This is a genomic window from Deinococcus malanensis, from assembly GCF_014647655.1.
Classification (GTDB): Bacteria; Deinococcota; Deinococci; order Deinococcales; family Deinococcaceae; genus Deinococcus; species Deinococcus malanensis.
This window is the reverse complement of record NZ_BMPP01000005.1, coordinates 87,082-112,779: the sequence shown is the minus strand read 5'-3', so window position 1 is coordinate 112,779 and position 25,698 is coordinate 87,082. Positions and strand designations below refer to the sequence as shown.

Genomic DNA, 25,698 nt, shown 5'->3' with positions numbered 1-25,698 from the left:
GGCGTTTGGCCCCCTTCTTTTGGTCCTCTGCTAGCCTCCCGTCATGCTCGACCCGCACGCGACGCTTCCCTTTGCTGCTGTCCCCCACCCGGAGGCCCGACCGGCCCGGCGCCTCACCTGGGATTCGCGGGAAGCTTCTCCCGACGTGGCATTCGTTGCCCTACCCGGCGAGCGGATGCATGGCAACGCCTTTGTGGAAGCGGCCCTGGCGGCCGGGGCCCCGTTCGTGCTGACCGATCTGGACGTGCCACGTGCCCTGCGGGTTCCCAGCCAGGAAGGAGCAGGGGCCAGAGACGCGCTGTTTGCTTGGGCCCGCCTGGAACGGGCCCGGAATCCTCTGGTGGTGGGCATCACGGGCAGCGCGGGCAAGACCACCGCCAAAAGCTACGCGGCGGCTGCGCTGGAGGCCCACTACATGCCGGTGTACAACACCATGCCGGCCATTGCCTGCTTCCTGATCGAGTACGGCGCTTCGGATCAGCCTCTGGTGGTGGAAATGGGCATCGACCGCGTCGGGGAAATGGCCGAACTGGTCGAGCTGGTGCAGCCGGATGTGGGCGTGGTCACGTCTATCGGTCCGGCACACCTGGAGCAGCTGGGAAGCATTGAAGGCATCGCACGGGAAAAGGGCGTGATTCTGCAGGGTGTCCGCGGACTGGTCGGTGCACAGGCAGCGGCCTACTACCCGCCAGACCAGTATCCGGGCGTGGAGAGCTACGGTTTTGGCAACGTCGATCATGCCGGCCAGAATCTGCAGGTCACGCCGGAAGGCGCACGCTTTACCTTTGGCGGCGTGGACATCGCGCTGCCGCTGGCTGCGCCGGTTCAGGCAGAAGCAGCGGTGCTGGGGCTGGTTCTGGCGCAGTTGAACGGGATGCCGCTGGACAACGCGGCGGAGAGGCTGGCCCAGGTCAGCCTTCCGGGTGGACGCTACCGGGTGCATCCGGGACGCTACACGGTGATCGACGACGCGTACAACGCCTCTCCCCTGGCGGTTCAGGCTGCCCTGGACGCGCTTCATGCCCTGCCAGGACGGCGAATCAGCGTGCTGGGCCGCATGCTGGAACTGGGACCGACCGAACAGGAGCTGCATGCACAGGTCGGCGCGTACGCCCGTAAGCGGGCCGACCTGACCTACGGTGTGGGCCCTTACGCCGCCGAGCTGGGCGAGCGCGCCTTCGCCACGGTGCCGGACCTGCTCAGCGCCCTGACGACCGAGGTCCGCGACGGCGATGTGGTGCTGATCAAGGCCAGCCGTGGCATCAGCTGGACACCGGAGCGCCGCGCGCAGGAAGGCGTGGGCCTGGACGTGGTGGTCAACACGCTGTTGCACTTTCGCGACAACGGTTGAGACCTAAGCAGCCCGGGGGAACACCTGGCAGCGGCGTGAGCGCACACCGGCGGTGCTCCTCGGCCCTATGGTCCGCAGCGCGGAGAACGGCTGTCTTCCCGGCAAAGGTTTCCTGCGCATAAGTCCGACTTCGCCCGCACCGGAGGGCTGAAGCATTCGCCAGGCCCGCAGCCTCGCACGACCCGTAGCGGCGGCAACCACCTCACGCCGCTCAGCGCACTTTGCCAGACAATGTCTCCATGCGCCGCTCTCTGCTGTCCGCCCTGTGCCTGCTGCCTCTGCTGTCCTGTGCACCTGCTGCGACCGGAGGCCTGCCCAGAAGCACCACCCCCGCCCCCGCTGCGACGCCGGTCCGGCCAGCTGCAGACACGACCTTCCGGGCAGCCTTCAGCAACGACGGCGTCGTGTGGGTGAGAGGAGGTCAGGCCTGTGTGGCGCGGGCACCCTCGTTCCGGACGGTCTGCCCACGGCTGCCGGCTGTGACCGATGTCGCCTGGAACAATGGTGAAGCCTGGGCCGCAGTCCCCTCGGTTGACGCGGTGGTCACGCTCGACGGTGCTCCACGCAGCGTGCCGGTGGGCCGGGTGGTGACACTCAGCTCGGGACGGGTCTACCGGGAAGACGGCAGTGCCGTGACCTTTGCCGGAACCGCCGCGCGTGGTGTGGCAGGGGCCCCCACACAGGCAGTAACCGACGGCCAGGGCGAAGAATTCGTGGTGCTGTCGGACGCCCTGCGGCGGGTCTCGGACGGCGCCGTACTGGAGCGGGCGGCGGGCCCCTATCTCGTTGCGCTGCCCAGTGGCGCGCGCACGCAGGAGGCACCGGAAACAGTCGGGCAGTTCGGCTCGTACCGCCTGGCCAACGGACGGCTCGAAGCGCTCGACGCCCTGGGGCAGGTCCGCCACGCCGTGACACACGGGCCCGGGCGGGTCGGCGTGGTGGGTCAGTGGGTGGTCACGGTCAGTCCTGCCGGAACCCTGCGCCTGTTCGATTCCCAGCTTCAGGAACGGTCCCAACTCTAAACAGGCACCTTCACACTCAGGCAGAGCGCCCAGGTCCAGTCAGGCTGACAGGAGCCGGCAGGGGGTCGGAAATGCGTCCTTTCCGAAACTCTATATGCCCCCTCTCATCCAGTCTGGCTGGCCAATTGTGCTCTACGAGGGCTTGACATCATGGTCTCTTGAGGCCTGACTAACTTCAGGCTCATGTGTTTCCCATTCAACAAAATCAACCTGCGTACGGCTGTTCTAGTCAGTTTCCAGGCGTGTCAGAAAACCGTTTGGGAGTGAATGTTTGCATAGACGCCAGCTGAGCGATTGCCTATGCTAACCGGACTTTCAGCCTGCCTTCCCGCCATTCCTAATTTCCACCGGATGAGTGAATGCTAAAATCATGCTGATCCTGGAGGGACAATGTCGAGTCTGTTTCAACGTCTACTCAACCCACGCCCCAACGCTCTCGGTGTGGAAATCGGAACCAGTTCCATCAAAGTGGTGGCGCTGCGTCCTGGTTCACCACCTTCCCTCCAGCACGCCCTGATGGTTCCCACTCCCATTGGCAGCATGCGCGACGGCCTCGTGGTGGAACCGCAGGCGGTGGCCACCGAACTCAAGAACCTGCTCGCCGAGCACCGCATCACCACCCGGCACGCGGTCACGGCTGTTCCCAACCAGTCGGCCGTGACCCGCAACATCATGGTGCCCAAGATGGACCGCAAGGACCTGCAGGAGGCCATCCGCTGGGAGGCCGAGCGCTACATCCCCTATCCCATCGACGAGGTCAGCCTGGACTTTGACCTGCTCGACGACCCCGCCACAGTCCCCGATGACGGCCAGATGGAAGTGGTGATTGCCGCAGCCCCCAGTGAAGCCATCGCACGGCAGGTCGAGGTGCTGCGTCTGGCGGGTCTGGAGCCCACGGTCGTGGACCTCAAGAGCTTCGCCACGCTTCGTGCACTGCGCGGCAACCTGCTGGGCGAGCACCTGACCAAAAGCACCCTGACCGGCACCAACTACACCGAATCCGGAGAGGTCGCCCTGGTGCTGGAGATCGGCGCGAGCAGCAGCGTGATCAACCTGGTGCGCGGCGAGCGGGTGCTGATGGCCCGCAACATCAATGTTTCGGCCGACGACTTCACGGCCGCGCTGCAAAAAGCTTTCGACCTGGACTTCACGGCAGCCGAGGAAGTCAAGCTGGGGTACGCGACGGCGACCACCCCCACCGAGGACGAGGAAGACCTGCTGAACTTCGACCAGTCGCGCGAACAGTACAGCCCCGCGCGGGTCTTTGAAGTCGTGCGCCCGGTGCTGGGCGACCTGATCACCGAAATGCGCCGCAGCCTGGAATTCTACCGGGTGCAAAGCGGTGACGTGGTGATCGACCGGACCTTCCTGGCAGGCGGCGGTGCCAAGATGCGCGGGCTGGCCGCCGCGATCAGCGACGCCCTGGGGTTCCGGGTGGAGGTCGCCAGTCCCTGGCTGATCGTGCAGACCGATCAGGCCAACGTGGACACCGGGTACCTGCAGGCCAACGCCCCTGAGTTCACGGTGCCGCTGGGCCTGGCGCTGCGGGGGGTGACTGGCCGTGGTTGAAATCAACCTGCTGCCCCAGCAATACCGCAGGCAGTCTGAACCCAGCGTCTGGCGCTATGCCACCTATGCCCTGCTGCCCCTGACACTGGCCGCCATTGCGATTCCCGAGGCCATGACCGCCAGCACCATCCGCGACCTGCGCTCGCAGCTTGATCAACTCAACGGCGAGATCACGGCGCTGGAACCGGCCAAACGTGAATTTGACGCCCTGACCCAGGAACGCACGGCCCTGGAGCAGGTCACGGCAGTGGCGGGTCAGCTCCGCGACCAGAAAACCTACTGGTCCAACGACATCGCGGCGTTCAGCACCGAACTGCCCACCAGCGCCGGGGTATCGGTCAAGAGCATGAGCGTGCGCCCAGTGGACGCCGCCGCCCTGGCCACCCAGCAGCAGGGTGGCGTGTATGTCGGCAAGAACGTCGTGCGCGAGTTCGAGCTGTCCGGCACGGCCAGCAGCCAGCAGGCGGTGGTGAATTTCCTGAATACCTTCGAGAACAACCCCAACTTCGGCGTCAATTTCAGAAACCTGCAGCGTGAGGAAGAAGGGGGCCAGTACACCTTCGCGGCCACGGTCGGTATCGTCGGCAAGCCCCCTGCAGCCACTCCTACCCCCGCAGCGGGCACCAGCGGAACCACCACGCCCACTGCGGCGCCCGCCGCCCCGACCAGCCCAGGAGGCACCAGCGGTGTTCAGTAAGCTTGCTCCCCGCAACCTGTTCCTGATCATGCTGGGGCTTGCTCTGGCCGTGATCGCCATGTGGTACACCTTCCGCTTCCAGCCGCGCCAGCAGGAGATCAGTCTGCTGCGTACCGACCTGGATACGGCCCAAACCCGCGTGACCCAGCTGCGTTCGGCGTCGGCGCAGCTTCCGGAACTGCGTAAGACCGTCGAACGGCTGAAGGTCGAGCAGGCCGAGTTCGTGCGTGCGCTTCCCAACACTGCCAATTTCGGCACCGTCCTTGACGAGGTCCGCCGCACCACCGCCGCGACCGGAGCCGAGATGTCCACCTTCAGCGTCCAGAGTGGCAACGCCGCTGGTCTGCCTGCCGGAGTGCGCCCCATCGGCCTGAATCTGAGCGTCAGCGGGACGTTCGCTGAACTGTTCCAAACCCTGCGCGCCCTGGAAACCATGGGCCGCTTTACCAACGTCAACACGGTGGCCCTGCAGCTGCCCCAGGCCGACAGCTTCAACCCCAGCCTGGAAGGCACCATGGGCCTGACCGTCTACACCTTTGACCCCACACAGGCCACCCCCGGCGCAACCGGCGATACCCCTGGCGCCCCGCCTGCCGCACCGGCGCCAGCCCCCGCCAGCCCGCCTGCCGGCGGCACCTCAGGAGGCACCCAGTGACCGCGCGCCCGCCCGTGAAACTCTCCCGCGAAATGAAGCTGCTGCTGTTGCTGCTGCTGATGGTCGCATTGATCGGTCTGTGGTACGTGTGGACCAGCAACCGCAGTGCAGGCGAGTCGGCGGTGACCGCCACGGAAAGCACCACGACCAGCACCACGCCACCGGCAGAAGGCGGCGCCACCACGGAAGGCACCAGCGGCGAAACCGCAGAGGGCGGCGCTCCGACTGCCCCCCAAGCCGGAGCCGACACGTCCAGCGACACTCCGCTGGGTGTCACCCCGGACGGTCCAGTGGACGTGGAAGTCATCCCGCCATTTCCTGTCAAGCCTGACGACAGCGCCGAGGCCGATGTGCCGGCTGCGCCCAAGGGCATCAATCCGGACACCGCGCTGGCATCGCTGCCGAGCAGCAACCCCTTCCGGCCCCTGCGCCTGGACCCCCGCGACAACACCGGCACGGGCAGCACTGGTGCTGGCAGCACGCCGGCCATTACGTCTGCCCCCGCTGCGCAGGACAGTGCTGCGCAGCCTTCTGGCAGCCTGGCGTTTAATCCGCCTTCCACAACCAGTGGTTCGGCAGGCACGAGCGGCAGCAATGCAGCGGGCAGCACGCTCGGCTCCGGCCCGGTAGCTGTCACCCCTATCCCCGGCTCGCGCGGCAATGTGAGTGTTCCCTCTGCAGCTGTCAGCGGCGGCGCCCTGCCCACCCCCGTCATTCCTGGGGCTGACGGCCGCACCGGCTCGTCAACTGGGGTCTCCCTGCCCGGCGTGGCTGTGACGCCTGTGCCCACTTCCAGTGCTGCCGTCCGCCTGCCTTCGGTCACGGTCCGCCCACCCCTGGTAACACGCAATCCATCGACCGGCAATTCGGTGGCGGTCAATCCTCCGGCCGTCGTGAGCCCTCCGGCCGTCAAGCCTCCGGTCGCGGGTGTGCGGGTGCCCAGCGTACCCTCCGTGCCCGGCACCCTCGCCAGTGCAGGCAGCGCTGCCAGTACCGGCGGCGCAACTGGACAAGGCGGCGCCGGCGGCACAACGGGCACTGGCACCGACATCGCAGGCGAGGTCCCGGCCATCACCACTCCTCAGGTCATCACTGAACTGGGAGCCGAGCCTGGTACCGCTCCGGTGGCCACGGAAAGCACGCTCAATCAGCTGGTGCAGACTCAGGACTTGGCGTTCAATGCCGTGGTGCTGGGTCCGGTGAATACTGCCATCTTCCGCAGCCGCAACGGCTTCGTGGTGGTGTCGGTCGGCCAGAAGCTGCCGGACACGAACGTCACTGTGCAGGAAGTCACCGCGAACAGCGCCACGCTGGCACTGGGCAACGAAACGAAAATTCTTGAACTGGACAAAAGGTGAGCCATGACTAAACGCCACGCCCTTCTCCTGACCGCCCTGCTCGGCATGGCCGCCGCGCACACCGCCTCGGCCCAGACGGCCACCCCGACCCAGACCACGACCACTGCCACCGCCGATCCCCAGCTGTCCCGTGCGAGCGTCACGGTGGAAATCGGTCGCTACGGCGGGCCGCTCTCCAGCCTGCTGGCCGCGATTGCCAAAGCAGCCGGCTACGGCCTGATCCTGGACGCCAACGTGGACAGCCTGCAGAGCGCGGCGAGTGCCGTCGCGCCCGCCACGGGCACCACGCCGGCCACAGGAACCACAGCAGCCACCGGCACTCCAGCAGAGGCTACACGGCCCATCGTCTACTCGTTCCAGAACAAGCCATTCAACGAGGTCTGGCCCCTGCTGATGGACGTGTACGGCCTGAGCTACGAGGTCGTCCAGCTCGGCGGGCAGCCGGTGCTGCGTGTGGGGAACACCCCCATTCAGCGCATTTTGGCACTCCGGAACGCGGACGCCGCCCAGGCCGCCAACCAGGTCAAGCTCTTTTTCGGCACGCCGACCTACACCGAAACGCCCCAGCGCGATGCCCAGGGCAACACCACCGGCGTCACACGCACCCTGGTTGATGTCAAGCTCGACTCGCCGACACTGCGCGTGGTGCCGGATGTGCGCAGCAACAGTGTCATCGTGCGTGGCACCAACAAGGAAGTGGCCGAGGTCGAGCGTCTGCTGGCCCAGCTCGACCGCCCGGGCGCCGCAACCACTGCCACCACGACAGCGCCCACGACTGAAGTGCAGACTGTGCAGCGCGTCTACACCGTCAAAGGCCAGCAGGCCGACATCACCGCCCTGCTGGGTGCCCAGTACCCCGGACTGAAGGTTACGCCAGTCGGACAGACCGGTCAGCTGGTCATCACGGGACCGCAGAACCAGCTTGACGCCGCCCTGACGCTGCTGGGGCAGGTGGACCGTCCGACGCCGCCGCCGGCGCCTGTCGTGCGCGACCAGACGGTCCAGCGCGTGTTTACCCTGGTGAACTCCAGCGCCGAGGAAGTCAAGGCCACCCTGGAAGGCACCCTGTCGCGGGACCTCAGTACCAACGCCGGCAGCAACCTGACGCCCAACGCCACCCTGATCAACCCGCTGACCGGGCAGCCCTACACCAGCGGCCCGCTGGCGAACGTACCGGTAGGCGCCGCTGCGGCAGCCACCGGCGCGGCACCCGCGACGACGGGGACCGCTCCTGCCGCCACGCCTGCTGCGGCCACGGCCGTATCGATCATCGCTGACAAGCGCACCAACACGCTGATCGTGCGCGGCACGGCAGAGCAGGTCGCCCAGGTGGCAGAGCTGATTCCTCAGCTCGACAGCCGCGTTCCGCAGATCAACGTGCAGGTCCGGATCCAGGAAATCACCGAAAGTGCGGCGCGCAGCCTGGGCGTCAACCTCCGGGCCGGCTTCGGGGGCTTCACGGTCTCGACAGGCGGCGGGGGCCTCAGCGCCGCCTTTGATCCTACCCAGAGCCTGGTGGGCTTCAACCTGGGGGCAACCCTCAATACCCTGCAGAACCAGGGCCTCAGCAAAAGCATCTACGACGGCAGCATCACCATGCAGAGTGGCCAGCGGGCCCTGGGCAGCAACACCGACGCCCAGAATGCCTCGAACACTGCCGCCGCCAGCATCAAGAGCGGCGGGCGCCTGGAGATCAATATCCCCTCACAGGCCGCCAACGTGCCGGCCATCCAGCGCCAGATCGATTACGGCGTGAATCTGGACTTCTTCAGCCCCCAGGTGGCCCCTGACGGCACCATCACGCTGCGTGTGCGCGGACAGGTCAATGACCTGCAGACCCCGGTGACCGCCAGCACCATTCCCAACCTGCTGCAGTTCACCAACAGCGAGGCCCAGACCACCCTGACCTTGAAGACCGGCGAGACGCTGCTGCTCAGCGGACTGCTGGCCACCAAGGAGTCCAGCACCAACTCCGGCGTGCCGTTCCTGTCGAGCATTCCAGTGGTGGGCGCGCTGTTCGGTCAGCAGACCACCCGGAGCCAGAAGACCCAGCTGCTGGTGGTAATCACCGGCAACGTCATCCGCTAAATCCTCCTCCTTTACGGGCGCCTCCCATGTGGAGGCGCCTTTGTTTGATCAGGAGGGGGGCCAGGTGGCTGCCAAGCCGCTAGAGTCCGGAAGATGAGGTACTTGACCGCCGGGGAGTCACACGGGCCGCAATTGACGGCCATTATCGAGGGGGTGCCCTCGCAGCTTCAACTGGGCAAGGCAGATATCGATCCCTGGCTGCGGCGCCGGCAAGGCGGCTACGGGCGTGGCCGGCGGATGGTGATCGAGACCGACGAGACCGAGATTCTCAGTGGCGTGCGTGCAGGGCGGACCACCGGCGCCCCGGTCACGCTGGTGATCGCCAACAAGGACCACCGGAACTGGACCGAGATCATGTCGCCGGAGCCCGGCGGCGAGCCCCGCAAGAAGGCCCTAACCGACGCGCGGCCCGGGCACGCCGACCTCACCGGCGGGATCAAGTACCGTCACAAGGACCTGCGTGACGTGCTGGAACGGGCCAGCGCCCGCGAGACGGCCGCCCGGGTGGCGGTGGGCAGCGTGGCACTCAAGTTGCTGTCGGAACTGGGGATCGAGGGGGCCAACTACGTGGCCAGCCTGGCGGGCATCGAGACCCGGCAGGCGTTCTCCTGGGACGCCCTGGACGCCATCGAGGATTCGGACCTGCGCACACCGGATGCGGACGCCGCCGCGCAGATGCGCGAGCGCATCGACCAGGCCAAAAAGGACGGCGATACCCTGGGCGGCATTCTGGAGGTCCGTTTCCGTGGGCTGCCGGTCGGCCTGGGCAGCTTCGTGCACTGGGACCGCAAGCTCGATGGACGCATCGCTCAGGCCTGCCTGAGTGTGCAGGCCATGAAGGGTGTAGAAATTGGCCGGGCCTTTGAAAATGCCGTCAGGCCTGGCAGCAACGTGCACGACGCCATTCACTACCGGGAGGGCACCTACGCCCGCGACACCAACGGCGCGGGTGGCGTGGAGGCCGGCATGACCAACGGTGAGGAGCTGATCGTACGGGTCGCCATGAAGCCCATTGCCACCCTGATGAAGCCGTTGCCGACCGTAAACGTGGTGACGCATGAGCCCTCGGACGCAGCCCGTGAGCGCAGCGACACCACTGCGGTACCGGCTGCAGGAGTGATCCTGCAGTGCGTGATCGGCTGGGTGCTGGCCGAGGCGGTTCTGGAGAAATTTGGCGGCGATACCTTACCGGAACTGCAGGAGCGTGTCGCTCAGTCACGGGCTTTTGCGCACACCTACTGACCCGGGGAGCGGCACTTCGAGGCTCTGGACCGAACATCTGGAGCAGTGCCTGCGCGCTGAACTCGACAGCGGCGCCGATGACCCGCAAGGTGCGTCGGTTACGCCGCCAGACGCGAATTCCCGTAGACTGGGCCCCATGTTCACTGCGGGCCTGATTGAACGCCCCGTCAGCTGGGTTGCGCTGGCAGGCTTCATGGGGACCGGGAAAAGCCGGATCGGCTGGGAGCTTTCGCGTGCCCTGGCCATGCATTTCGTGGACACCGACAAGCTGATTACGCGCGTGGTGGGCAAGAGCATCCCCGAGGTCTTCGCCCAGGAAGGCGAAGGCTATTTCCGCTCCTGCGAGCAGGAAGTGGTGCGCCGCGTCACCCGGCTGGAACACGCGGTGATCAGTCTGGGCGGCGGCACCTTCATTCACGAGGAAAACCGGCGCATACTGCTGGAACGCGGTCCAGTCGTCGTGCTGTGGGCCACCCCGGAAACGGTCTATCAGCGCACCCGTCACAGTGACCGCCCGCTGCTGGCCAGCGACGATCCGCTCTCGCGGATCCGCCACCTGATGGACGAGCGCGAGCCGGTCTACAAGCAGGGCACCATTCACGTTCACAGTGACGGCCGTCCCAGCGAGGAAATTGTGGAAGAGATCGTGGAGCGCCTGTGGGCGTGGTCGGACACCCAGCACGCCTGGGCAGAGCGGTCCGGCACGCTGGGAGGAGGGGACCGTGCGGCAGATTGAGGTCACGGGGACCCGGCCCTACCGCGTGCAGGTGGGACCGGGACTGCTGGGCCAGGCAGCCGTGCCGCAGCGGCAGGTCGCTCTGATCTGCCCCCAGGACCTGCCAGCGGAATTTGTGGCGCAGGTTCAGCGTCGCCTCTCCCCCGTGGTAACGGTGACGGTGCCGGCCCGTGACGACTGCAAGACGCTGGACGTCATGGCCGGGGTGCTCTCCCAGCTGGCCCAGGCCAATCTGCCTCGTGACGGCGCCGTCGTCGGCCTGGGAGGCGGCGCCGTCACCGACCTGGCCGGGTTTGTGGCGGCCAGCTACCTGCGGGGCGTGGCCTTCTACACCATGCCGACCACGCTGCTGGGCATGGTGGACGCGGCGGTGGGAGGCAAAACGGGAGTGAACCTGCCAGAGGGCAAGAATCTGGTCGGAGCGTTCTGGCCCCCGGCGGCGGTGTGGTGCGACACCGACACCCTGGCGACCCTGCCTCCAGCCGTGTTCCGCGAGGGGGCTGCAGAGGCCTACAAGCACGGCCTGATCGATGATCCCAGCCTGCTTCCACGGGTGCTGCATCCGGATTTCCGCCCCGGCGGGCCGCTGCTGGAAGGCACCCTGGCTGACGCCATTGCGGTCAAGGCGAGAGTGGTCAGCCGCGACCTGACCGAGCAGGGTGAGCGCGCATTCCTGAATTTCGGTCATACCTTGGCCCACGCGCTGGAAGCGGTGACCCACCACGGCATACCTCACGGGGAAGCCGTGGCATACGGCATGCATTACGCTGCGCGCCTGAGCCACGCCGTCTACGGGTCAGAGGCCGCCAGCCTCAGCACCCACACCCTGAACTTCCTGCGCTGGCAGCAGCCTGCGCCTCTCCCCGAGCTGAACTTCGACGACCTGAACGCCTTCATGGCCCGTGACAAGAAAGCCGATTCCGACGGAGTCCGGTTCGTGCTGCTGCGTGCCCTGGCCCAGCCGGAACTGTCCCGGGTGCCCGGGGCGGTACTGCGCGCCGAATTCGAGGGCTGGCTTAAGGACATGCGTGGTCTTGGCAAAGCGGCAACGCCCGCCGCACTGCCCGGCTAGACTGCCCCCATGCTGCTGGTGCTGAATGGCCCGAATCTTAACCGCCTCGGCCTGCGTGAACCTCAGGTGTACGGGTCACAGACCCTGGAGGATCTGGAGCGGCAGTGCGAAGCTTGGGGCGCGGAACTGGGCGCAAGCGTCACCTGCCGCCAGAGCAACTTCGAGGGCCAGCTGCTGGAATGGATCCACGAGGCCCAGGAGCAGGGGTTTACCGGCATCGTGATCAATCCCGGCGCGCTGACGCACTACAGCTATGCCCTGCGCGACGCGATTGGCGGGCAACCCCTTCCAGTGGTCGAGGTTCACATCAGCAACGTGGACGCGCGCGAGGAATTCCGGCACCGCTCTGTGACCGCCGCCGTATGCCGCGGCAAGATCAGCGGTCTGGGCTTCATGGGGTATCGCCTGGCCATGGAATACCTGACCGAGCAGGTGCCGGTCACGTAACACTGCTCACAGGAGAGTACTCGCATCACCAGTAAAAGCCCCCGCCGAAGCAGGGGCTGAGGTGAGGTGACTGCCCAGACCGGAATCGAACACCTCAGGGGCCTTGCTCTGTGCGACTGCTTCCGGAAGCCCGGCGTTACGGTGCGTGATAACCCGGCGACCGTGCCTGAGCAATACAAAACGACGCTCCAGGCGCGATGTTTGGGAAGTGGAAGCCAGGGCCAGGACCCCCAGGCACAACGGTTCCCGTGCCTCTGACAGCCGAGCCGACCATCCCGGCAGGAGGCCAGGCCAGATTCTGATGGCCGGTTCCGGTGACATAATCGCCGACCACATGCTGTCCGTGAACCACGATGCCCAGCACATCCGAGCAGGTGGGAGTCGCTGCCAGTGCGGGCGAAGGCGCGGCGAAAGTCGAGGCCGTCAGGACAGTCACGAGGACCGCCCTGGTTCGCAAGGCCGGTACGTTCATTGCATCCCTCCCTTACTTATAGAAATACGGATCGAGCACGGAAACCTTCGAAACCTGATCCACAGGCAGCCCATTGCGTTCCGCTGCCTGCCGGATGGCCTCCGGCGTCGGGCCGTCATAGATGCAGAAGGTCTTGCGTTTGTCGTCACTCACGTAGGAGTGAACCCAGGTCACACCCAGATCCGCATTACGGTCCACCACCCCCAGGCAGGCAGCGGCGCCCTCACTGTTCATGGGAATCTCGAGACCGTCCGGGAAGGTACGTTCGACCATATAACGCGGCATAGCACTCTCCTTTGAAAGGGCCGGTGTCTCCAGCCGGGAGTATTGTCCGCCTCAACGGCCCGGTATGGCATCGGGAGAACTCCCTAGTTTGGGCGGTCCGGGTCCCCATGCTGAAGAAGGGCCAGGCGCGTGGCTTCGCGCACTGCCTCGGTCCGGCTGCGCACTCCCAGTTTCGAGAGGATTGAGGATACGTGGTGTCCCGCAGTCTTGGTGGACAGGTGCAGTTTCCGGGCGATCTCGGCGTTCTGCAGGCCCTGCTGCAGCAGATGCAGGACTTCCAGTTCCCGGGTGGTGAGGTGGGCAGGGTTGGCACGTGTCGCGGCGCGCGGCCCCCGGGGAATGCCTCTGACGCCGTGTTCCCGCAGGTGCCTGGCGGTCATGCTGGCGGCGGGCCAGGCCCCCAGGCGTTCAAAGATGTTCAGGGCCTCTCTGAGTGCGGTCTCGTCCTCACTTTCCGCCAGAGCCCTGGCAGTCTCGTAGGGACACTTCAGGCGCTGCCATTCCTCGGCCGCTTCCCGCCACTGCCCGGCCATCTGAAGCGCAAAGGGCGTGGCGACCATGGGCGCGTGAATTTCCGTATCGCCGGCCTTCCAGCGCCAGTAGACCAGCTCACCGACGAACCACACATGCCGGTGCCTGACCGCCAGTTCCAGAACTTCACGGGTCTCGTTCAGCACCCGGTTGTGGTCCCCGGCCAGCCACGCCGTTTCGGCCCGGGCCGCACCCACCGGGGCGAGCCGTTGCAGCGTCACGGTCTGGACAGCCATCGCCAGGGCTTCATCAAGCGCACTCAGCGCTTCCGGGTCACCGCGGCGCGTCCGGATTCGCCCCAGGGACACCAGAGCCATCATCCGGCTGATGGCCGACGCTCTCGAAAGCCGGGTGACGCCGAGGGCTGCTTCGGACGCGCGGTTCCACTGTCCCTGGTAGAACCAGGAAAGGGCCTGCCACGCCTGTATGTAATGCCCCTGGCTTTCAATACCGTGCTCCGCGCAGTACCGGAGGCCCGCCTGAAGGTACTGGTCAGCCCGTGGGAACTGATAAAGCTCACCGGCCACCGAGCCCAGGTTGCCGTAGGCTACGGCAACCTGCTGGTCGAGTTGAGCCTTTTCCCCCAGATCAAGACTTCTTTCCAGGTAGCCGCGCCCGTCCTCGTTGCCGGCCAGCAGCATGGCCGTACCCACGGTGCCGAACGCCAGCACCAGAGCCTCGGTATCCTGGCAGTCCTCAGCGATTTTGACTGCTTCCATGCCCCACCGCACAGCATCGGCATTGTCCCGGTTCAGCATGCGCAGATGAGACTGATACCAGTAGGCAAAAGCCAGCTCCGGTCCGGCGGGCAGAGACCTGAGGACTTCCAGTCACCCCTGACTGGCCTGTTCTGCTCGGGCATTCTGGCCCATCACCAGGTACAGCCGGCCCAGCTGAACAAGGTTCTCTCCCTCCTTCTCCCGGTGTCCGGCACGCTGCCAGATGGTCAGCGCCTCCTGCCGGGCCCGGGCCGCCTCCTCGAGCTGTCCTTTGATGTAACACTCTTGCGCGTAGCCCTCCAGCAGGAGCGCCCGTTCGGAGGGCGGAAGCTGTTCGGCGAAACCAAGGGCCCGGGCATACTGAGCTGCGGCCTCCCGGTGCGCCCTGAAGCCGGATGCCCTCCTAGCCGACAGTGGGGCGTAGTGCAGCACCGCCTCGGGATCTCCAGCCTCCTGCGCGTGATGTGCCAGCCTTGCGTAATCATGCGCGGTTACCGACTGTGCCCTGAGGGCTTCCAGGACACACCGGTGCAGATGCAGTCGTTGCTGGGGCAATACGGTTTCGAGGATTGCCTGACGGGCCAGTTCATGCCGGAATGCCAGCGAGGTGCCTTCGGCTTGCAACATGCCTGCCCCGAGACACTCGTCGAGCGCGGCCGGGTTCGGGAAAACAGTCTCCAGCAGCCACATCTCCGCCCGGGAACCGATCACGGCGGCAGCCTCTATGGCCTGCTGTGCTGCCGGTGAAAGCCTGGCTGTCCGGGCAAGCACCGCGTCACGCACGGTGGGGGAACACCCTGTGCCCCGCTGGCGATGACCTCCGTGACGAAGAAGGGATTCCCGTTGGTCTGCCGGTAAAGCGTGCCCGGGTCAAGGCCGGTTTCTGCGGCGAGGTAACTGACGGCCTCCTGCGAGAGGCGCGAAAGCATGAGCCTGCGTGTCGCGGGCGAGGTTGCCAGGTCTCCGATGACGACCCTCAGCGGGTGCCTGGGCCCGACTTCCTCATCCCGGAAACTGGCAATCAGCAGCGCGTGCGCGTTGTCCATTCTCCGGCCGAGAAACCGCAGGAGATCGAGCGTGGCCTCGTCTGCCCAGTGAACGTCCTCAAAAACCACGACCATTGGTTTCGCAGAGCGCTGCAGGATACTCTGGAAACTGCGGAATGCCTGATTTCGCCCCCTGCCTGCTGCAGGAGGTCCTTCAGTTCTCCGTCCAGAGCGGCAGCCATATCGACCAGCGGCTCCAGAGGCCTTGGCGTCGAGAAAGGATCACAGGCACCCACGATGACCCTGACTTTGTCTCCAGCGGTTCTGCAGAACTCCCGGGTGAAAACCGTCTTGCCCACCCCCGCCTCGCCTGCGAGGAAAACCAGCCGACCCTCGCTGGACAAGCTTCCCGGAACCATCCGAGAAGCTTGTCCAGCGAATCAGCCCGTTCCAGCAGGTTCACGGTGAAATCCACTATACGCCCGGCCTCTGAAGACTTCAGCGCCGGAGCCGGCTGCGTCGCGTTGTTCATCGATGACGCTGTTGTGATGGCTTCTGGACAGCGCACGACAAAGAGAATCGTCGGCAGTCATTTCTCGACCAACCAAGCATCCAAAACGAAGAAAACCCCGTCAAAGACAGGGTTTTCGTTCTTGGTGCGAATGCCCAGACTTGAACTGGGGACCTCACGCTTATCAGGCGTGCGCTCTAACCAGCTGAGCTACACTCGCGCGCTTCCGCCGCCTCTTGAGCAGCGGGAGTTAATTTACCAGCGAAGGCGTGGGGTGTCAACGGGGCCACTGGGGGAGGTCTCCGCTGAGCAAAGGCAGCCGCCCGCTTAATAGGGCCAGCTGGTCGGCGCGCCTGGCGGCGTGATGGCCGCGTGGGTCTCCAGCGCGTAGCGGTCGGTCATGCCCGCAATGTGGTCGCACACCGCGCGCGGAAGGCCACTGTGCTCGGCACGCGCCCGTGCGGCGGGAGGCAGCAGGCTGGGACGGGCCAGGTAGGCGCGGAACAGGGTGGTCAGGACCCGTTCGGCCTGCTCGACCTGCATCTCCACGCGCCAGTGCCGGTACAGGTGTTCGCGCAGGAAGGTTCCTGCCGATCGCAGCAGGTCCCGGACGGCGCCACTGTAGGTGATCAGCCGCTCCGGGTGGGCACGGACCTGTGCCGCGCTCTGCACTCCGCTCTGGGTAATAGCCTGTGCGCTGGCCTGGGTCAGATCACGGATCAGCCAACCCAAGAGTTCACGGTGCAGCGTTCGGCGCTCGCGGGAGGTCAATGGGGCAGGTGTACCTGGAACGCGGGTCAGCAGTTCCTGCCACAAAGGCAGTTCCTGCAGCTGCGCAGATGTAATCAGGCCGCTGCGCAGGCCGTCGTCCAGGTCATGCGCGGTGTAGGCCAGCGCATCGGCGGCGTCGACCAGTTGCGCTTCCAGGCTGGCGTGCCCTAGGCCGGCGCGGTCATGCTTGTTCAGGCCGTCGAGGGTATCGAGCGTGAGGTTTAGGCCAGGAAAGTTGGGGTAACGGCTTTCCAGATGCGTCACGATCCGCCGGGCCTGGGTGTTATGGTTAAACCCGCCATAGTCGTGCATCAGCGCGTTCAGAACCCGCTCGCCAGCATGGCCAAAAGGCGGATGGCCCAGGTCGTGTGCCAGGGCAATGGTCTCGGCCAGTGTCTCGTTCAGTCCCAGATTCAGCGCCACCGAGCGGGCCACCTGCTGCACTTCCAGCGTGTGCGTCAGGCGGGTGCGGTAGTGGTCGGCGTGCCCGGACTGCGAGACATTCAGGAACACCTGCGTTTTGGCCTCCAGCCGCCGGAAGGCGGTGGTGTGCAGCACCCGGTCACGGTCTTTCTGAAAGGCGGTGCGGGTCTCGCTCTCGGCTTCCGGGTGCTCGCGTCCGCGCGTGTCGCGGCTGAGGATGGCGTAATGGCAGAGCGTTGCTGCCTCGCGCGCCTCCAGATCAGTCCGGCTGAACATACAGGCAGTCTAGGCTGCACGCTGGCCCACGCGGCTTACGCCGGCCTTCACGGGCCGGTACCTGCAACCAATACCAATGGCATGTTCCCGGCAAGCAGGCTGTGATCTGCTCCAGGCCAACCTACTACCGCGCAGCCGTATGCAAAATTTTATATGTATAACCCGGGCAGCGCGCCGCGAATTCCGCTTCAAGCGACTACCACTGAGAACACTCAGCACAGCGCAGGCCAAGGTCCGAGCACGCTGCACCATGGTGTATAAACCAGAAATCACCTGTGACGATAAGTCCGACTGCAGCTGGGTGTGATGAGGCTATGTGCCTCATCTGCGCTGGCTGCCCTTCTATCAGCAGGGTACGCTGAGCGCCATGACTGAGCGTGCGGCCAGGGTGGAACGTAAGAACCACCGTGCGAAACTAAAAAGGTCGGTCATCCCAGCACATACATCCGCTGGGCCATTGCAGGCGCATCTTCCTGTGTTGAAAGCCCATACCCTCAGGCCCGTGAGGACCCAGGTGCAGGCTGCTTCTCCGGTTCTGCACGCCGGGGATCTGGGACGGCACGAGGAAGCACGTCTGGCCGACGAGCAGCATGACGTGCAATGCCAGATCCGAGAACTGCAGACCACCCTGCCACCTGAGGCGGTAATTACCGCTCTACAGCGGCAGAAGCCCACTCCGGTTTCCGTCCCTTCGCAACCGAGGACTGCCGAAGAATGGGTTACGGTCTTGCGCTACCGGGCCGAGCAGATTGATGGAAAGCTCCTCGATTCCCGTCAGGCCGCGTCCTTCACCGCCTTGCAACGCCATGTGGCTCACACACTTGTAGAGGCATACCGCAGTGACCGGCAGGATCCCAGTGTGCGGCGCGGCGCGTATGCCGCTCAACTCACAACTTTGCAGCGCCATCCGGTCAGTGCTCCGGTCGCACGTGTGGTGCTGAGCCTGATGCCTTCCACCGAACGCCTTGCCCTGCAGCGTGCGATGGATGACCGCATGCTGTGGGAACTGGCTCAGGCGACCCAGGATCAGGCCGCCCTAAAATTGCACACGCTACAACGCCGGCAAGCAGAACTGGATCAGCAGGCGACTCTGCCTGTCGTGCAGCGCATTCAGGCTCGGCGCGGCACTGGGAATCCTTTGCCTGAAGCAGTGCGGCGGCATCTGGAGCAGGGACTCAACCATGATTTGAGCCAGGTGCGAATTCATGACGATGCAGAAGCCGACAAGCTGGCCAAAGGCGTTAATGCCATCGCCTTCACAACCGGCACGGACATCTTCTTTCAAAAGGGGCGCTTCAACCCCAACACGCAGAGCGGCTTGGAACTGCTGGCCCATGAAGTGACCCATTCTGTTCAGCAGAGTAGAAGGCTCGTCGGCAAAGGTATTGATCCAGATGCTGGCCTGGAGCAGGAAGCTACTCGCATGGGAAGGGAACTCTCACATCAGCTGATCGAGAGAAAAGTCCGGGAGCCTGCCCGCCCTGTAGATGTAGTTCAGCAGTTATCACAAGTAAACATTTCAAATTCCTCTACTACCATTCAGCGCCTCGCACAAGCAGCGCAACCCGACTCATGGGATTTGAAGCTTGTGGGATCGCTCGCCACAAAGAATATTTTTATGGCCATTCGCAATGATCGCGGAAAGCTACATGGAAACTATCATTATGCAGGCAACGCAGATAAAATGACACTCGAAGGAGAAATCAAGGCAGGGGGCGACGCCATTTTAGTAGAGCGCACGCAAGATGGAAAAGCGACCGGGAAATTCACCGGGAAAGTGACCGGGCATAATGAATCTGTTCAATACCGTGGCATATGGTCTTCAAGTACAAGGGAAAAGACGTTTGGCTTTTCGGCAAAGTATGCGAGCAGACTGGCGCCATTGCCGTCTAAAGTAAAAGACTCAAAAAATTACGGCGGCAGAATCGGCGACTACGAAATCCGCATGAGAGCCAATTTTAACCAGGGCAGAGTGTCAGGGTACTATTATTACGCCAAGCAGGGAAGCAGCCATAAGATCAAGTTGACGGGCACTCTTACCGGACGGAAACTTCGCCTTCTTGCAGGAGCCGAAATCTTCTCAGCGGACATTGCCACCAGCCTTGACCAGATTCAAGGTTTGTGGGAGTTGAACGGCAAGTCGCTGCCCTTTTCCATTGGTGTGGAAAGTGCCTCAGCAGACAGCCCCAGCAGCGTAAATCCCGAGTTCATTAGCGAAATTATGGCTGCTCTTCCCAAGGCCATGCTCCATGACCTTGACCGGTATGGAAATTCAGTAATGTCTGCTGATTTCAGGACGAACCCTCTATACCGACGAAACGTCACAATGATCGTTGAGGAGTGTTTGAAGTCAGGCGTAACAGACAGAGCGCAGATTGCTTACATCATCGTCACAGCAGCCCACGAAAGTGCTATGGGCGCTAATATGCGTGAGCGCCTGTGGGGATCAAATGTAACGGCAGCCCAGGAGCGGAGATACTTCGATAATGCCTATGGCCCTTCCGGTGCAAATCCAACCCGTGCCCGGAAGCATGGGAATGTGAAGGAGGGAGATGGTTACAAATATCGGGGACGAGGTTTTGTACAGCTGACGTGGGCAGACAATTACGCCAACTGGACGCAGAAGCTTGGTCAGCAAGGTTACCGCATCAATGGTCAGACGCCTGATCTCGTGAACAATCCGGATCTCGTTGCCCAGAATCCGCAGATCGCCGCCGCAATTCTTGTTCAGGGAATGAGAGAAGGCAGTTTCCGCCCGGCCAAGGGACCGCTCAGTCAGTATGTCGGCCATGGCCGCACAAACTTTATAGGTGCCCGCAACACCGTCAACGGGGACGTCAACACGAATGGGATCAAGATGGGCAGGGCTGCTCAGGCACTTTTTAATGCCCTGCAGAACACTAAACTGGTATCTCAGCCTGATCCCCAGGAACGCAATGATCTGCGAAGAAAAATCCTCGCTTCAGCGCTTGCTGGACTAAAAGGCTCAGGCACCGTAAAAATCGCATACTCATGCTCCGCCTGGACTCGTCAAGTTGTCACACAACATGTTGACCCGAATCGCACTCTTTTTGGCGCCTCGGCCTTAGGTACGTACAACGCGTTCAAAAAGGCAGGACTCACTCGGGCCTACTCAGGAACAGGCGACCTGCAGCCAGGAGACATTCTGTTCTGGGATGTACCCCCTGTGTACTGGCATGTTGCCATCTACACCGGAGATGGGCAGGTTGCTGGCAACCATTACGCGATTTATCTCCAGAAATATAAGGAGATCAAGGCGAAAGGCCGCACCATGCCCGGCACCATACAGTTCTACGTCGGGAATATGGCTGTATACGATGGCATTGATGCACGGGGTACTCTCCCATTGCTTCAGGTTGCCGGCAAGAATCCTGCTGCGGTTGCCACAATCCCTGACGGGTGGAGGCCAAAACCATGAAACGGGCATTGCTTCTCGCAGGAGTTGCGCTTCTCTCAGCCGCCGCTCTACGGCCCGATCAGGAATGGGAAGGCAAAGGCGGGGCTGTCATTCAAAATATTCCTTTCATCAAAGAAGGGCTGCACAACCGCCTGACTCAATTTGGCCTTGCCCGACTTATCGCTCCAGTTGCACCTGCCTACGCTCTGACTCAGCCTGAACTCACTAGTCATACCCTATGGCACGTTCCTTACCAGATGCGGGTCTTCAACACCACAGTAGGCGCGGGGTACGCCATGTCGTTTGGTCCGCAGGCAGGCTGCCCGGACCAGGGTGCAGTACGTTGTAATCTGGGCAGCCTGACTGTCCGGGTCTCAGATCGTGCCCTGTCGCGTAAAGCGGTTCAGGAAGTACCGCTTGTTGGCGCCCTGACGGGTCATATCGATGCTGCGGGTATGTGGTGGCGGTTGGGCAAAGCAAACTATGATCTTTTGCTGACCAATACCACTGCACTGCAGTTGGTCATTCTGACCAATGCCGCCTTGACCGATGAGCGTGAAGCTCAAGCACAGCCGCTTAAGCTCACAGGGACAATTGGTCAAGCTCAAATCCTGAGTATGGATTTAAGGCGAACAGATGACGAGGTCTGGGGTTCTTACCTCTATCAGTCAGCGCAGAGTTCAAAGGCGCGCCTTTATCTGTACGGACGCGTCAGAAACCGTGTGCTGACCCTGAATGAATACGATCTGTCGTCGAGACGTCTTAAACCGATCACCGGAACGTTCAGGGGGATGCTCACCGCGACCGGCTCCTTCTCAGGTATCTGGACTTCCCCCATAGGGAAGAACATAAATTTCAAGCTGGCGCAGCAGAAGTAGACGTGGTCATGACGGGAGCACCCGAGCCCTGAAAACTTGTTCACCAGAATGATGGAACTGTCCTTCTCGATAGCCCACCCGGCTTACGCCGGCCTTCACGGGCCGGTGCACTACAGTGGCCGGCATGAGTGGGAAGACGCAGGTGGTGTACCAGGGCCGCATCGTGCAGCTGGAACTGCTGGATGGCAAATGGGAAGTCGTGCGCCACGCCGATGCGGTGGCGATCCTGGTTCTGAACGAGCGTAAGGAGATGCTGCTGGTGCGTCAGGAGCGGCGCGCGATCGGTGCCATGACGGTGGAGGCTCCCGCGGGCCTGATCGACGACGGTGAGACCCCCGAGCAGGCGGCGCGACGCGAACTGCAGGAGGAAGCCGGTCTGGACGGCGACATGACCCTGCTGACACGCTTTTACTCCAGCCCCGGCTTCTGCGATGAGCAACTCTATGTTTTTGAGGCCCGAAACCTGCGGGAGAGCCGGTTGCCGCAGGACGAGGATGAGGAGATCGAAATCGTCTGGATGGCTCCTCAGAAAGTGCTGGACGGACTAAGGGACGGCACGCTGGTGGGAAGCGCCTCCACGGTGACCGCCGCGCTGTACGCCACAGCGCACCTGGCCAGGACCGGAGGGTGAAGACCTACGTCTCCCCCACCCAGCGGCCAGACACCGCCACCGTGGTGGCCATCGGCTCCTTCGATGGCGTGCATCTGGGCCACCAGGCGCTGATCGCGCAGCTCAAGGCGCGGGCCCGGCGTCACCGGGTGCCGAGCGTGGTCTACACCTTCGACCCGCCCACCCGGGTGCTGACCCAGGGCGTGGAATTCCTGTCCACCCTGCCTGAGAAGCTGGATCTGCTGGACCGCTACGGCGTCGACGAGACGGTGGCAGTGTCCTTCACCACCGAGTTCGCGGCCCGGCCCAAGGACGCCTTTCTGGAGGACCTGCGGCTGCTGCGGCCCCGAACCATCGTCGTCGGGGAGGACTTTCACTTCGGACGCGGCCGGGCCGGGTCGGTCGAGGACCTGCGGCTGGTCGCGCCGGAGGTGCTGGTGGTTCCGATTCACGGCCTGAGTGGCGAGGACATCAAGAGCACCCGGGTCCGCGAATACCTGCGCGCCGGGGACGTCGCGGGTGCCCGCCGCCTGCTGGGCCGCCGTTATGAGGCCCAGGGCGTGGTGGTGCAGGGCGATCAGCTGGGGCGCACGCTCGGCTGGCCCACCGCGAACATCCAGGTGCCGGAAGGCAAGGCCCTGCCGCTGGGGGTCTTTGCCGTCACCGTGACCGGCGAGGGGCTCGACGCCTGCCCCGGGATGGCCAACGTGGGACTGCGCCCTACCGTAAACGGGCGCGAACGCCGCTTCGAGGTTCACCTGTTCGATTATCAGGACAACCTGTACGGGCAGGAGCTGCAGGTCAAGTTCTTTGCGCTCCTGCGCGGCGAGCAGAAGTTCAGCGGTCTAGACGCCCTGACAGCGCAGCTGAACCTCGACGCCCAGGCCGCCCGGGCTGCGCTGGCCAGCAGCGACTGAAACGCGGCACTCACAGCGGTATGCGGTATTCCGTTCTGTTGACGGGAGGAGCGCATTCCCGTCAACTCCACTCGCCCCACAGCCGTTGACGGTGGGAACCCTCGACAGCTGTAGGTACCGCTATCAGGGCAGGGGAAGCAGGCGGCGGATGCTCCACTCGCCGTAGCCGTCAGCCACGTTGGCTTCCGCCGTGCCGCTGTAGACCAGGGTGGGATACCCAAGCGCAGGGTCAAAACGCAGCTTCAGGTCCGGACACCGGGTCTGCTGCTGCGCCCGCAGGGTCTGCCGGACTGTGGCAAAGCGCTCTTCCATGGGGCCGGCCGTCATGGGCAGGGCTACCATGACATCACCCTGGACAGGCTTCAGGCTGGTCCGACGGCTGTTCCTGACAGTAATCCTGACCTCCGGAAACAACACCGGCGCCGCCAGCTGACGCAGGTCATAGGTGTAGTTCCGGAGTCCTGCGGCGGCCCACTTCGCCTGGGCCGCCTGCAGCTGACGGTTCAGCGTCACGAAGTCCGGGCGGATATATCCGGGCCTGCACCCCTGTGTCGAGGGCGGAGGGCGGGACCCCTCTGCACCGCCCGCGTGTGCAGGAGGACCCAGAAGCAGGGCAGCCAGGACCAGCGTGGAGACGTGCCGTCGGTGAAGGGTCATGCCGCACAGGGTAAACCCGAGCGTTGGCCTGGAGCAGAAGAATCCAGCGGGCACCCCAGTCCGGCCTGACGACAGCAGGTTACACGTCGCGTGGGGCGTACCCTGTGTCCATGAGCACCACCGACCCGATCACCCTGCCCCCTGTACTGGACCTGGGCTATTCGCTGTGTCCCAACGACACCTTTATCTTTCACGCGCTGCACGCCGGGCTGGTACGTGGCCCATTGCCGGTCCGGGAGGTGCTCGAAGACGTTCAGACCCTCAACGAGTGGGCCCTGAGCGGCCGGCTGCCCATGACCAAAATCAGCTACCGGGCCTATTTCGAAGTCATGGACCAGTATGTGGCCCTGCGCGCCGGTGGAGCTCTCGGGCGCGGCGTCGGCCCGCTGATCGTGACGCGTGGAGCGGGTCAGGACCTGAACGGACGGCGGGTGGCTTCTCCGGGGGCCCTGACCACGGCCGAGCTGCTGCTGAAGCTGGTCTTTCCTGAGGTTCAGGTGGTCCGCATGCGGTACAACGAGATCATGCCGGCCGTGGCCCGTGGGCAATACCACGGTGAGCCACTGGACGCCGGGCTGATTATTCACGAGTCGCGCTTTACCTACCACGAATATGGCCTGAACCAGCAGCTGGACCTGGGGGCCTGGTGGGAGAAGGATACCGGCCTGCCGCTGCCGCTGGGTGCCATTCTGGTTCGCCGTGACCTTCCCAGCGAGCTGCAGTGGAACCTCAACACGGCGGTGCGCCAGAGCCTGGAGTACGCCTACGCACACCCGGAGGCCTCACGCGGCTATGTGCGCCAGCACGCGCTGGAACTGTCCGACGAGGTCATGCAGGCGCATATCGACCTGTACGTGAACCCCTTCAGCCTGGACGTAGGCACACAGGGTGAGCAGGCCGTGCGCGAACTGTACCGCCGGGCTGTGGATGTGGGGGCCGTGCCTCCAAGCTCTCTGCCGCTGTTTGTCACGCCGCCCCACGGCAGCTGATGGGCAGGGCGTGGAAAAAGATGGGAATTATAAAGACAGCCTGAAGCCCTTGGGCTAGGCTGAGCGGGTGACCACACCCGGCGCCCCCGCGCAACCGTCCATCGAGGTGATGGGGCTGTACAAGAAGTACCGCTCCCAGACCGTTCTGGAAGATGTGAACCTGACCGTCAGCCCCGGTGAGGTGTATGCCCTGACCGGCCCCAACGGCGCCGGCAAGACGACCCTGATCCGGACCATCACTGGCCTGGCCTTCCCTACCCGGGGTGAGGTCCGGCTGCTGGGCCGCAGTGTCCACAAGGAAGGCGTGCACGCACGGGCCCACCTGGGCGCTGTGGTGGAAGCCCCGGCCCGCTTTTATGGGCAGTTCACGGGAACCCAGAACCTGATGATTCACGCGCGTCTGGCCGGCATGGCACCCGGCGCCCAGCCGGTTACCCGCGCCCGGGTCCGCGAGGTGCTGGCCCTGCTGGAACTGACCCGTATGGCCGACCGGCGGGTCGCCGAGTTCTCACTGGGGCAGCGGCAGCGGCTGGGCGTGGCCAGCGCCATCCTGGCCGAACCGAAGGTGCTGATTCTGGACGAGCCCACCAGCGGCCTGGACCCGCTGGGCATCGGACTGATTCACCGGATCGTGACCAGCATGGCCACCAGCGGCTGTGCGGTGGTTCTGAGTACCCACCACCTGCGGGAAATCGCCACCTATGCCCACACGGTGGGCATCCTGACCGGCGGGCGGCTGGTGGAAAACGTGGACCTTCGGGCCCGGCAGTCGGCCTACCGCTTCCGGGTGGACGATCCGGTCGCGGCGGCAGCGGCCCTGGAACGCCTGCCTTACGTGAAAAAAGCCAGCACCCGCACGCCCTATGCCGTGGCACACCTGGGCAGCGACTCACGCGTGCCCGAGACCCTGGCGCACCTGGGTGCCCTGGGCATCCGGGTGTTCGAGGCCAGCCCGGACCTGTTCGACCTGTACGAGTACTACCGCGAACGCGTGGAGCACCCCTGATGAAGACCCTGC

The 25,698-nt window shown here is 64.2% G+C and carries 22 protein-coding genes, 1 tRNA gene and 1 pseudogene; 17 read left to right on the top strand and 7 right to left on the bottom strand.

Features of this window, described 5'->3' with window-relative positions; translation table 11 throughout:
- Positions 1–43 precede the first annotated feature (43 nt).
- The 11 genes from murF to aroQ all read left to right on the top strand — a co-directional run bounded on the left by murF (position 44) and on the right by aroQ (position 12,237).
- Positions 44–1,351 (top strand): UDP-N-acetylmuramoyl-tripeptide--D-alanyl-D-alanine ligase, encoded by a 1,308-nt coding sequence (gene murF, locus IEY49_RS07430; protein WP_189006096.1) that lies wholly within the window; start codon positions 44–46, stop codon positions 1,349–1,351.
- Between the two features lie 239 nt (positions 1,352–1,590).
- A complete protein-coding gene (locus IEY49_RS07425; protein WP_189006093.1) occupies positions 1,591–2,373 on the top strand; it encodes a hypothetical protein in 783 nt (260 codons plus the stop codon).
- A gap of 390 nt (positions 2,374–2,763) precedes the next feature.
- Positions 2,764–3,942 carry a type IV pilus assembly protein PilM gene (gene pilM, locus IEY49_RS07420; protein ID WP_189006090.1) on the top strand — a complete coding sequence of 393 codons (1,179 nt, stop codon included), beginning with the start codon at positions 2,764–2,766 and terminating at the stop codon, positions 3,940–3,942.
- Positions 3,935–4,639 (top strand): fimbrial assembly protein, encoded by a 705-nt coding sequence (locus tag IEY49_RS07415; protein ID WP_189006087.1) that lies wholly within the window; start codon positions 3,935–3,937, stop codon positions 4,637–4,639. Before pilM ends, IEY49_RS07415 begins: the two co-directional genes overlap by 8 nt.
- Positions 4,629–5,294 carry a type IV pilus inner membrane component PilO gene (locus IEY49_RS07410; protein WP_189006084.1) on the top strand — a complete coding sequence of 222 codons (666 nt, stop codon included), beginning with the start codon at positions 4,629–4,631 and terminating at the stop codon, positions 5,292–5,294. The genes IEY49_RS07415 and IEY49_RS07410 overlap by 11 nt, the downstream gene beginning before the upstream one ends.
- Positions 5,291–6,652, top strand: a complete 1,362-nt coding sequence (locus IEY49_RS07405; RefSeq protein WP_189006081.1) for a hypothetical protein — start codon at positions 5,291–5,293, stop codon at positions 6,650–6,652. Before IEY49_RS07410 ends, IEY49_RS07405 begins: the two co-directional genes overlap by 4 nt.
- A gap of 3 nt (positions 6,653–6,655) precedes the next feature.
- On the top strand, positions 6,656–8,740 hold the full coding sequence (locus IEY49_RS07400; RefSeq protein WP_189006078.1) for a secretin N-terminal domain-containing protein: 2,085 nt from the start codon (positions 6,656–6,658) through the stop codon (positions 8,738–8,740).
- Between the two features lie 93 nt (positions 8,741–8,833).
- Positions 8,834–9,982, top strand: a complete 1,149-nt coding sequence (gene aroC / locus IEY49_RS07395; protein ID WP_189006075.1) for a chorismate synthase — start codon at positions 8,834–8,836, stop codon at positions 9,980–9,982.
- Between the two features lie 136 nt (positions 9,983–10,118).
- Positions 10,119–10,718 (top strand): shikimate kinase, encoded by a 600-nt coding sequence (locus IEY49_RS07390; protein ID WP_189006066.1) that lies wholly within the window; start codon positions 10,119–10,121, stop codon positions 10,716–10,718.
- Positions 10,705–11,790, top strand: a complete 1,086-nt coding sequence (aroB, locus tag IEY49_RS07385) for a 3-dehydroquinate synthase (protein ID WP_189006063.1) — start codon at positions 10,705–10,707, stop codon at positions 11,788–11,790. The genes IEY49_RS07390 and aroB overlap by 14 nt, the downstream gene beginning before the upstream one ends.
- A 9-nt stretch (positions 11,791–11,799) precedes the next feature.
- Positions 11,800–12,237 (top strand): type II 3-dehydroquinate dehydratase, encoded by a 438-nt coding sequence (gene aroQ / locus IEY49_RS07380; protein ID WP_189006060.1) that lies wholly within the window; start codon positions 11,800–11,802, stop codon positions 12,235–12,237.
- A 484-nt stretch (positions 12,238–12,721) separates the two neighbouring features.
- Here the strand turns inward: aroQ and IEY49_RS07375 are convergent, their stop codons facing one another.
- From IEY49_RS07375 to IEY49_RS07345, 6 genes and pseudogenes are all read right to left on the bottom strand, one after another.
- A complete protein-coding gene (locus tag IEY49_RS07375) occupies positions 12,722–12,994 on the bottom strand; it encodes a DUF4242 domain-containing protein (RefSeq protein ID WP_189006057.1) in 273 nt (90 codons plus the stop codon).
- Positions 12,995–13,077: 83 nt separating this feature from the next.
- Complete coding sequence (locus tag IEY49_RS07370; protein ID WP_189006054.1) at positions 13,078–14,283, bottom strand: helix-turn-helix transcriptional regulator; 1,206 nt, start codon at positions 14,281–14,283, stop codon at positions 13,078–13,080.
- 72 nt (positions 14,284–14,355) lie between these two features.
- On the bottom strand, positions 14,356–14,955 hold the full coding sequence (locus tag IEY49_RS07365) for a hypothetical protein (protein ID WP_229780688.1): 600 nt from the start codon (positions 14,953–14,955) through the stop codon (positions 14,356–14,358).
- An 11-nt stretch (positions 14,956–14,966) separates the two neighbouring features.
- Positions 14,967–15,649, bottom strand: a pseudogene (locus tag IEY49_RS21395) (ATP-binding protein).
- 235 nt (positions 15,650–15,884) lie between these two features.
- Positions 15,885–15,961, bottom strand: a tRNA-Ile gene (locus IEY49_RS07350).
- Between the two features lie 107 nt (positions 15,962–16,068).
- Positions 16,069–17,211, bottom strand: coding sequence for a deoxyguanosinetriphosphate triphosphohydrolase (locus IEY49_RS07345; protein WP_189006045.1), 1,143 nt, complete (start codon positions 17,209–17,211; stop codon positions 16,069–16,071).
- Positions 17,212–17,527: 316 nt separating this feature from the next.
- On the opposite strand from IEY49_RS07345, the gene IEY49_RS07340 reads away from it, so the two are divergent.
- From IEY49_RS07340 to ribF, 4 genes are all read left to right on the top strand, one after another.
- Positions 17,528–20,650, top strand: a complete 3,123-nt coding sequence (locus IEY49_RS07340) for an eCIS core domain-containing protein (RefSeq protein WP_229780687.1) — start codon at positions 17,528–17,530, stop codon at positions 20,648–20,650.
- The gene (locus IEY49_RS07335) at positions 20,647–21,507 is read left to right on the top strand and encodes a hypothetical protein (RefSeq protein WP_189006043.1); all 861 of its coding nucleotides are present in this window, start codon (positions 20,647–20,649) and stop codon (positions 21,505–21,507) included. Before IEY49_RS07340 ends, IEY49_RS07335 begins: the two co-directional genes overlap by 4 nt.
- A 124-nt stretch (positions 21,508–21,631) precedes the next feature.
- The gene (locus IEY49_RS07330) at positions 21,632–22,138 is read left to right on the top strand and encodes an NUDIX hydrolase (protein ID WP_189006040.1); all 507 of its coding nucleotides are present in this window, start codon (positions 21,632–21,634) and stop codon (positions 22,136–22,138) included.
- Positions 22,135–23,034: a riboflavin biosynthesis protein RibF gene (gene ribF / locus IEY49_RS07325; RefSeq protein WP_189006038.1), complete on the top strand. Its 900-nt coding sequence runs from the start codon at positions 22,135–22,137 to the stop codon at positions 23,032–23,034. Before IEY49_RS07330 ends, ribF begins: the two co-directional genes overlap by 4 nt.
- Positions 23,035–23,157: 123 nt before the next feature.
- Here the strand turns inward: ribF and IEY49_RS07320 are convergent, their stop codons facing one another.
- Positions 23,158–23,691, bottom strand: coding sequence for a DUF6174 domain-containing protein (locus IEY49_RS07320; protein ID WP_189006036.1), 534 nt, complete (start codon positions 23,689–23,691; stop codon positions 23,158–23,160).
- A 110-nt stretch (positions 23,692–23,801) separates the two neighbouring features.
- On the opposite strand from IEY49_RS07320, the gene IEY49_RS07315 reads away from it, so the two are divergent.
- Positions 23,802–24,680 (top strand): 1,4-dihydroxy-6-naphtoate synthase, encoded by an 879-nt coding sequence (locus IEY49_RS07315; RefSeq protein ID WP_189006034.1) that lies wholly within the window; start codon positions 23,802–23,804, stop codon positions 24,678–24,680.
- 67 nt (positions 24,681–24,747) lie between these two features.
- The gene (locus IEY49_RS07310) at positions 24,748–25,686 is read left to right on the top strand and encodes an ABC transporter ATP-binding protein (RefSeq protein ID WP_189006032.1); all 939 of its coding nucleotides are present in this window, start codon (positions 24,748–24,750) and stop codon (positions 25,684–25,686) included.
- The last annotated feature ends 12 nt before the right edge of the window (positions 25,687–25,698 follow it).

What these genes read in the sequence shown, in the direction of transcription:
- murF (WP_189006096.1), top strand. Translation starts at nt 44, where the DNA reads ATGCTCGACCCGCACGCGACGCTTCCCTTTGCTGCTGTCCCCCACCCG.
- IEY49_RS07425 (WP_189006093.1), top strand. Translation starts at nt 1,591, where the DNA reads ATGCGCCGCTCTCTGCTGTCCGCCCTGTGCCTGCTGCCTCTGCTGTCC.
- pilM (WP_189006090.1), top strand. Translation starts at nt 2,764, where the DNA reads ATGTCGAGTCTGTTTCAACGTCTACTCAACCCACGCCCCAACGCTCTC.
- IEY49_RS07400 (WP_189006078.1), top strand. Translation starts at nt 6,656, where the DNA reads ATGACTAAACGCCACGCCCTTCTCCTGACCGCCCTGCTCGGCATGGCC.
- aroC (WP_189006075.1), top strand. Translation starts at nt 8,834, where the DNA reads ATGAGGTACTTGACCGCCGGGGAGTCACACGGGCCGCAATTGACGGCC.
- IEY49_RS07390 (WP_189006066.1), top strand. Translation starts at nt 10,119, where the DNA reads ATGTTCACTGCGGGCCTGATTGAACGCCCCGTCAGCTGGGTTGCGCTG.
- aroQ (WP_189006060.1), top strand. Translation starts at nt 11,800, where the DNA reads ATGCTGCTGGTGCTGAATGGCCCGAATCTTAACCGCCTCGGCCTGCGT.
- IEY49_RS07375 (WP_189006057.1), bottom strand. Translation starts at nt 12,994, where the DNA reads ATGCCGCGTTATATGGTCGAACGTACCTTCCCGGACGGTCTCGAGATT.
- IEY49_RS07370 (WP_189006054.1), bottom strand. Translation starts at nt 14,283, where the DNA reads ATGCTGAACCGGGACAATGCCGATGCTGTGCGGTGGGGCATGGAAGCA.
- IEY49_RS07345 (WP_189006045.1), bottom strand. Translation starts at nt 17,211, where the DNA reads ATGTTCAGCCGGACTGATCTGGAGGCGCGCGAGGCAGCAACGCTCTGC.
- IEY49_RS07335 (WP_189006043.1), top strand. Translation starts at nt 20,647, where the DNA reads ATGAAACGGGCATTGCTTCTCGCAGGAGTTGCGCTTCTCTCAGCCGCC.
- IEY49_RS07330 (WP_189006040.1), top strand. Translation starts at nt 21,632, where the DNA reads ATGAGTGGGAAGACGCAGGTGGTGTACCAGGGCCGCATCGTGCAGCTG.
- IEY49_RS07320 (WP_189006036.1), bottom strand. Translation starts at nt 23,691, where the DNA reads ATGACCCTTCACCGACGGCACGTCTCCACGCTGGTCCTGGCTGCCCTG.
- IEY49_RS07315 (WP_189006034.1), top strand. Translation starts at nt 23,802, where the DNA reads ATGAGCACCACCGACCCGATCACCCTGCCCCCTGTACTGGACCTGGGC.